At 60.0% G+C, this 6873-nt stretch carries 9 protein-coding genes and 3 pseudogenes; 7 read left to right on the top strand and 5 right to left on the bottom strand.

Annotated elements, in window-relative coordinates; translation table 11 throughout:
- Nucleotides 1-335: 335 nt before the first annotated feature.
- The 3 genes from ACZIRK_RS44210 to ACZIRK_RS44200 are packed head-to-tail and all read left to right on the top strand — an operon-like array spanning nt 336 to nt 1046.
- A complete protein-coding gene (locus ACZIRK_RS44210; RefSeq protein ID WP_463703220.1) occupies nt 336-572 on the top strand; it encodes a hypothetical protein in 237 nt (78 codons plus the stop codon).
- 18 nt (nt 573-590) lie between these two features.
- The gene (locus ACZIRK_RS44205) at nt 591-809 is read left to right on the top strand and encodes a hypothetical protein (protein WP_474419727.1); all 219 of its coding nucleotides are present in this window, start codon (nt 591-593) and stop codon (nt 807-809) included.
- An 18-nt stretch (nt 810-827) separates the two neighbouring features.
- Complete coding sequence (locus ACZIRK_RS44200; protein WP_474419726.1) at nt 828-1046, top strand: hypothetical protein; 219 nt, start codon at nt 828-830, stop codon at nt 1044-1046.
- A gap of 384 nt (nt 1047-1430) precedes the next feature.
- On the opposite strand, the pseudogene ACZIRK_RS44195 reads toward ACZIRK_RS44200, so the two are convergent.
- The 3 genes and pseudogenes from ACZIRK_RS44195 to ACZIRK_RS44185 all read right to left on the bottom strand — a co-directional run.
- A pseudogene (locus tag ACZIRK_RS44195) lies at nt 1431-1703 on the bottom strand (relaxase/mobilization nuclease domain-containing protein); the annotation flags it as partial.
- Nucleotides 1704-1895: 192 nt separating this feature from the next.
- Nucleotides 1896-2363: a T-DNA border endonuclease subunit VirD1 gene (virD1, locus tag ACZIRK_RS44190; protein WP_245475244.1), complete on the bottom strand. Its 468-nt coding sequence runs from the start codon at nt 2361-2363 to the stop codon at nt 1896-1898.
- Nucleotides 2364-2481: 118 nt separating this feature from the next.
- A pseudogene (locus ACZIRK_RS44185) lies at nt 2482-2652 on the bottom strand (transposase); the annotation flags it as partial.
- Between the two features lie 77 nt (nt 2653-2729).
- Here ACZIRK_RS44185 and ACZIRK_RS44180 point away from each other — a divergent pair.
- Entirely contained in the window at nt 2730-3191 is a 462-nt protein-coding gene (locus tag ACZIRK_RS44180) for a transposase (protein ID WP_165435656.1), read from the top strand.
- 256 nt (nt 3192-3447) lie between these two features.
- Here the strand turns inward: ACZIRK_RS44180 and ACZIRK_RS44175 are convergent, their stop codons facing one another.
- Complete coding sequence (locus ACZIRK_RS44175; protein WP_474419725.1) at nt 3448-4476, bottom strand: IS110 family RNA-guided transposase; 1029 nt, start codon at nt 4474-4476, stop codon at nt 3448-3450.
- A 120-nt stretch (nt 4477-4596) separates the two neighbouring features.
- On the opposite strand from ACZIRK_RS44175, the gene ACZIRK_RS44170 reads away from it, so the two are divergent.
- The 3 genes and pseudogenes from ACZIRK_RS44170 to ACZIRK_RS44160 all read left to right on the top strand — a co-directional run bounded on the left by ACZIRK_RS44170 (nt 4597) and on the right by ACZIRK_RS44160 (nt 5523).
- On the top strand, nt 4597-4791 hold the full coding sequence (locus tag ACZIRK_RS44170; RefSeq protein WP_474419723.1) for a hypothetical protein: 195 nt from the start codon (nt 4597-4599) through the stop codon (nt 4789-4791).
- Nucleotides 4769-5098: pseudogene (locus ACZIRK_RS44165) on the top strand (DDE-type integrase/transposase/recombinase); the annotation flags it as partial. The gene ACZIRK_RS44170 and the pseudogene ACZIRK_RS44165, both read left to right, overlap by 23 nt.
- Nucleotides 5038-5523: an integrase core domain-containing protein gene (locus tag ACZIRK_RS44160; RefSeq protein ID WP_474419721.1), complete on the top strand. Its 486-nt coding sequence runs from the start codon at nt 5038-5040 to the stop codon at nt 5521-5523. The pseudogene ACZIRK_RS44165 and the gene ACZIRK_RS44160, both read left to right, overlap by 61 nt.
- Before the next feature lie 226 nt (nt 5524-5749).
- On the opposite strand, the gene ACZIRK_RS44155 is transcribed toward ACZIRK_RS44160, so the two are convergent.
- The gene (locus ACZIRK_RS44155; RefSeq protein WP_474419720.1) at nt 5750-6754 is read right to left on the bottom strand and encodes an IS110 family RNA-guided transposase; all 1005 of its coding nucleotides are present in this window, start codon (nt 6752-6754) and stop codon (nt 5750-5752) included.
- Nucleotides 6755-6873: the final 119 nt, after the last annotated feature.

The raw sequence follows: 6873 nt of genomic DNA, 5'->3' as shown, positions 1-6873 counted from the left end.
GTGTGATGGGCACTCCGCGACGTCCCCAGTCCCTCCGATCCTGCGAGCAATGACGCAACCTCGGACCGGCCGACAGTCGGAGCTACATCCGTCAAGCGAAAGTAACATCCTCAGGTGAGGCAATACGGGGGTCAAATTTGAACGCCGATTGACAGACGTGGGAGCTCATACCCGTTACGAACGAACTTCAAACTGGATTAAGCCCGTGGGGCAAGGTCACCTCCGGCAAACCCGGGGCGGCTCACAACGTCCACTCGGCACAATCCTCACCGAGATCCGCCCCGCTCTTCATCGTGCGATCGTACGATCGCACGTCGGCTGCGAAGTCGCAGTGGTTGATTGGGATCGAGATCCTCAGGTTCAGGCTCGCGGCGGCGATGTCGCCTCGCGCGTTCGTCTGCCTCGCGCTGTTCACGGGCCGCGCGCTGGCCGCGAGTTTCGATGATGGATGGCGGGAAACGACGGCGCTGGCGTGGCCGCTCGAGCGAAGTGGGCTGGCCGTCGCCGCCTTCGGGCTCGCGGCCGCGGCGCCGCTGAGTTTCGCGCTGGAGTTCAACACCACCTACATTTGATGCACTGGGGTCCGCGTCTTGTGCTTCGCCTCCCCGAACATTACCTTCCGCCGCATCTTCTTCGGTCTGGCGCTGTTCACGGGCCGCGCGCTGGGCGCGCGTTTCGATGATGGATGGCGCGAAACGGCGGCGCTGCCGTGGGCGAGCGAGCGAAGTCGGCTGGCCGTCGCCGCCTTCGGGCTCGCGGCCGCGGCGCCGCTGAGTTTCGCGCTGGAGTTCAACACCACCTACATTTGATGCACTGGGGTCCGCGTCTTGTGCTGCGCCTCCCCGAACATTACCTTCCGCCGCATCTTCTTCGGTCTGGCGCTGTTCACGGGCCGCTCGCTGGGCGCGCGTTTCGATGATGGATGGCGCGAAACGGCGGCGCTGCCGTGGGCGAGCGAGCGAAGTCGGCTGGCCGTCGCCGCCTTCGGGCTCGCGGCCGCGGCGCTGCCGAGTTTCGCGCCGGAGTTCAACACCACCTACATCTGATGCACTGGGGCCCGTGTCTTGTGCTTCGTTTCCCTGAACAATGGCCCCCGTATTTGCGCGGTCGTCCACTTCCGCAGTGCTCGTGGACGCTTGGAATGCCCGGCGACCGCCACGTGCTGATTGAAGGGCTTCGGAGGTCCTGCCGTCGCGTTCAAGGTTCGGCGGTCCGGGGTGGCCTCTAGGACTAACAGGAATATCGGGCTCAGGTTCCGGTTGAATTACGACGGCTTCTCTAACCCTCTGCCTGCGTCGGAATTCCGCATAAGTAATCGGACGCTCCATAATGCCTCGGTCGGCACGACGTGTCGCATCCAATTCAATGCCATGATCATCGGCTGCATCAACCAATACGGCGCGCATATTATCGTAGTTGTGATGAGGATTGCGGCGCGAGATCTTCAGCCAATGGCCTTCCTGTGCCCGTCGATTGACGACTGCATGCAAGTGTGGATGCGGCCGATCGATATGGAACGCCGTGATGTAGTCAAATGAACCGCCATTGTGACCTGAACCAAACATTCTTTCGGTCCATGCACGACCGGCAGCATGCGCATGGTTGGCATCTGTGCCGGGCGGGAAGCTGATGATGATATGAGTTGTCAGGTCCTGATTGCTTTCTGCGACCGACTGACCGGCCTGATAGTTGCCGGTCTGCACGGCCCAACTTTGGGCAAACTGGTCGAGTTGGTCATATGGCAGCAAAACGCCTTGATGACGTTCGGAACGTAGAAGATCAACGGCTCCGTTGCGCGAAAGGTATTGCAGCTGATTTCGGATTTGCTGGGCGCTCCGAGAGCCGCCTCGAGGCACAATTCTTACGATTGCTTGCGGATGAGGCACTTTGGTTGCCTAATGATCGTGTTCATGAGTGCTATCGCCCTGCATGAGCTCCTGCAGTCGCCTACGACCGTCCTCTCGCCGTCGCGATACGTTCAATATTGTGCGGAGCAGGGCGTCGAGCGCGGAAAATTCCTGACCAAAGTGTTGCCTGTGCCTCTCGAACCTTTCGATGTCGAAGGTGGCGTCACGGTTAGCAACTCGGCTTAGTTCCCTGAGTGCTTGGGCAATGTTGCCGATGTGACAGGTGATCGCCCGAAGATCATCCCGAGTCTCATCGCCAATCTCAATAAATCCGCCGATCCTGCGGACCGCAATTCGCAGCGCCATACTGTTGGTCAGCCCAAGCACACGCAACTGCTGCGAAAACGCATCGAATTCGGCCGCGCGTAAACGCACGCTGATGATTCTATAGCCGCTCTGAGCGATGATAGCAGCACTCCCACTTTTACTTAAGCGCGTCATCAACCGAGTCGACACGTTGCCCCTCCATCATCTCTAGGGTTATCATACGGTGAGAAGCGCCAAATGTAATACCGTCGGTCCCGAATTGCGCGAAAGACTGGTTGCGATTGTAGCTAAGAATCTGACTCAAAATTCATGACTTGACGTTGGCCGATCTGGCGATGCGGCGCACCAGTTGTCGAGTTGACGCAATAAGGAGCCATGCTTCAGCCGAGGTGACGGAGGCCTCCCAATCTTTGGCGAGACGTCGGCAGCGGTTGAGCCATGCCAACGTGCGTTCGACGACCCAGCGTCGGGCAACAATAACTGAAATGGACCCCGATTTTGGGACCAGAGGCTAAGTTGGAAAAGGGCCGCTCCGTTTGATAGACGGAGGGCATGATGACGAAGAAGACACGACGGAAGATCGACGCGGCGTTGAAGGCGAAGATTGCGCTGGAGGCGGTGTGGGAGCAGGCGACGGAGGCGGATCCGGCGCAGCGCTACGAGGTGCATCCGAACCAGATCTATGCGTGGAAGAAGCAGCTGCTGGACCAGGCGGCCCGGGCCTTTGACGCGGGTGTCGGGCGGGAGAGCGAGGAAACGCGCGAACGCGAGATCGAGAAGCTGCACGCCAAGATCGGACAACTGACAGTCGAGCGCGATTTATATGAGCGCCTGCTTGTCAAGGAGGACATGCTTTTTCATTCCGGCCAATTTTGCAATGGACCGGAGAACAGTCTGGTCATCATTGTCGGCCGGAAGCCGTCGTTTTTTCCGATCGGATGGTTTCAGCGATGGGATCGATCTTCTGTGGTGCGGTCGTACGCTTGGCGCATCAACTTATATCCGGCAGCTCCATGACGGCTTGCCACAATCCTGCATGCACATTTCAGACGATCGAGGTGACAAGTTCACACTTTTTACCGGCGCCGTGAAAGACGCCAATCGCTGCCTCGACGCCCGTCGCCCCGTCTTCGCGGCCGATCGGCTTTGAAGCTCAGCGATCTCTTCAATCAAACCTTTGCTGGTGCGGTGGGCGGCACATTAACGCCCTCCGGCACAACGCCGGTCTCGACATAGCGCCAGAGGGTGATCGCGAGTTTTCGCGCGAGCGCGATCAGCATGATCCGTCGGATGCGCGGCGACTGATTTTTCGTCTTTTCGACGTACCAGCGCGAGAGCGGGCTTGCCGGCTGATATTCCGCCAGAGCCAAGCGATCTCGATCAACACGCGGCGAGCCCAACTGTTGCCGGCCTTCGATATCCCTTGCGAGCGTGTCATTGAGCCGCTGTCATAGGCGCTCGGCGTCAGCCCAAGATAGGAGCCGAGTTGACGTCGGTTGGCGAAGGTGCGGGTGAACACCTCACGTGCTAGAATGGCTGCGCTGACACCGCCGATCCCCTGCAAGCTGATGAGCAACTGTCGTTTGCGTTCGATGGCTGGTGATTGCGCGTCGGCAGTATCGCGCTCTCTCTCCGCCTCACGGATCTGCGTCTCGACCAATTCGAGCCGAACATATTCCCGTTCCAATTCACGCCGCAGCCGTTCTGGCAGCGGATGTCCTTCTGCGGTCCGCAGCGCCGAGAAGTCGATCCGAGTCCGGCGCAGTTGCGGCTCGATGCCACGGACGCCCTGCGCGAACAGGAGCCCCTTGATCCGGTTGATGTGCCCTGTGCGCTCTCGAACCAGGCGTTGACGTTCGCGATGAGAGCGACGGGCGTCTTCCTCTTTGATCGAGGGTACGCGAACCGCAGCGCAGATATGACGGTCGCCACGATCGATGGCAATCAGCGCTCGCAGAAGCGCCAGCACGTCGATCCGATCGGTCTTGACGCGCCTCGCTCTTCGATTGACCTGGATACTGGCCGGGTCGAGAACCCGGCATTCGATCTGCTGCCTGGCGAGCGAACGAGCGAGCCAGAACCCGTCATAACCAGCCCAGTAGCAAACCAAGACGCGGCGTCCGTTCTTCGATGCCGCCCGCAGACGCGCCATGAGTTGGTCAAAATCGCCTCCCGCGATACGGTGGATGCTGGGACGGTCGCGATCAGGATGCGCTATGCTTAGAACCCAGCTCTTCTTGCTGAGTTCGATCGCGGCGTAAACCGTGTCAACTGTGGTCGAGTGCTGTGTTCTGATCGACATCGCATGGTGCTCCGGTTCGAGTGACGCGCCGATCGTAACCGAGGATCCGAGGCGCGGCAGTCCTCATAGGATCTTTTTAGCGCGGAGGTCCGGAAGATCAGCACGCCGGACCGTCGAGGAATGCTCGATCGCGCCGACAAGGCGCTGTCGATCCGCCGGCAATGCATGCTGCTTGGCATTGCGCGCTCTGGGGTCTACCGACCGCCACGGCCGGCCAACGACAACGACCTTGCCCTGATGCGGCAAATCGACGAGCTCGTTCACCGCCTGGCCGTTCCTGGGCTCGCGGCGAATGACCGCGATGCTGAAGGCTGAGGGGCTTCAGGTCAATCGCAAGCGCGTGCAGCGGTTGATGCGCAAGATGGGCATCGCGGCGCTGGGACCAAGGCCGAACACGACGAGGCCAGCGCCGGGCCACAAGATCTATCCCTATCTGTTGCGCAACTTGACAATCGACCGGCCAAACCAGGTATGGGCGGCCGACATCACGTATCTGCCCATCGGCTGCGGCTTTCTTTATCTCGTCGCCATCATCGACTTGGCGAGCCGTGCGGTTCTGGCGTGGCGATTGTCGAACACGATGGACGTCTCGTTCTGCGTGGCGGCTCTGGAAGAGGCGCTGGCGAAGTACGGCACGCCAGAGATTTTCAACACCGACCAAGGCAGCCAATTCACCAGTGCGCGGCCTTCACCGGCGCGCTGGCGGGCGCAGGGATCAAGATCTCCATGGATGGCCGCGGTCGTTGGATGGACAACGTCTTCATCGAGCGGCTGTGGCGGTCGCTCAAGCATGAGGACATCTATCTCAAGGGCTATGCCGACGGCCGCGAGGCCAAGGCAGGCATTGCAAACTGGATCGCCTTCTACAACGATCGTCGCCTTCATCAGGCACTCGGCTATCGTACGCCGATGGCGGTCTGGCGCGAACGGATGCAGGCCGCGAAGGCTGTGGACATGAAGGACAACGCTGACGCGTTGAACCACATGCCCATCTGTGGACGCCCCGGTGGATGCAAGAAGAATCGTTCGATTAGGTGTTGCGCGTAGTCGGGTGCTGACATCTGTCCGGCCTTTATTGCGACCGTCATATGTCGCGGGCCCGTATGGGAGTTCGCGGATCAGGTCCAAATCACAGCGGCGTACTTGGAAGCACCTGGGCATGTACTGGTTTTCCCGACCCCGTCCCATCGACTGTTGCGCCGTACCTTCCGTTTGACCTTCCTACCTCCTCGACGACCTCTGGTCGGGCGGACTAAGCGATTAAGCTAAGCGATTAAGCCGCTGCGACCGGAGCTTTGTAGACCCCACCGTTGACCATCAAAGCCCAAACGGTGCGAGCCATCTTGTTGGCGAGAGCGACGGCGACAAGCATGGGCGGCTTACGAGCGAGCATGCGCTCCAGCCATGTCCCTTGCGATGGACCGCGTCGGCGAGCCAGATTCACCACCGCACTCGCCCCGATGATGAGGAGACGCCGCAGCGTTCGCTCACCCATTTTCGATATTTGACCGAGCTTCTGTTTTCCACCAGTGGAACGTTGCAGCGGGGTCAACCCCAACCACGCAGCGAAATCCCGGCCACGTTTGAAGTTTTCCGGCTCAGGCGCTAGCGCCATCAGAGCTGTCGCCGTGATTGGGCCTATTCCAGGAACCGTCATAAGCCGTCGAGCAATTTCCTCTTCTCGAGCTCGTCGCGCGATCTCAATATCGAGCTGCTTGATTTGCTCTTCCAGCACCGCCCGCATCTTGACCAGGATATCGAGCGCCGGTTGCGCCGCCGTTGGCACGCTGCTCCCGGAAGCTTTCGCGTGCTCAACCAGCGCGCCGACATTGGAGGCCCCCTTTGCAACGACCAGGCCGTATTCGGCGAGGTGACCTCGCAACGCGTTTATGATCTGGGTACGTTGCCGGACCAAAAGATCGCGAGCGCGAAACACGACCGCGCTCGCCTGCTGGTCCTCACTCTTCACGGCGGCAAAGCGCATGGTGGGGCGTTGGGATGCTTCGCAAATCGCTTCCGCATCGGCCATATCGTTTTTTTGGCGCTTAACAAACGGCTTTACATAGGCCGGTGGAATCAGTCGCACTGTATGACCCAGCTTGCCAATCTCACGAGCCCAGTGATGGGCGCTGGCGCAGGCTTCCATCGCTACCAGGCACGCAGGCTGCTGGGCAAAGAAAGCCAACACTTTGTCACGACGCAGCTGTTTGCGGAAAACAACATCGCCGCCAGGGTCTGCGCCATGCGCCTGAAAAACATGTTTCGCCAAGTCTAGCATTACAGTTGTCTTTTTGTTTTGAAGTGCGCGCGCTGGGCGGCGGCCTGGTGAGCTCTACGCCAAAGTGACCATGCGATGATGTGTGCGGGTTGGATTCGCTTTCGAGCGAGTCTGATGGC

The sequence above is a fragment of the Bradyrhizobium sp. Leo114 genome (assembly GCF_055229415.2).
This window is presented reverse-complemented; position numbering and strand designations above follow the sequence as displayed.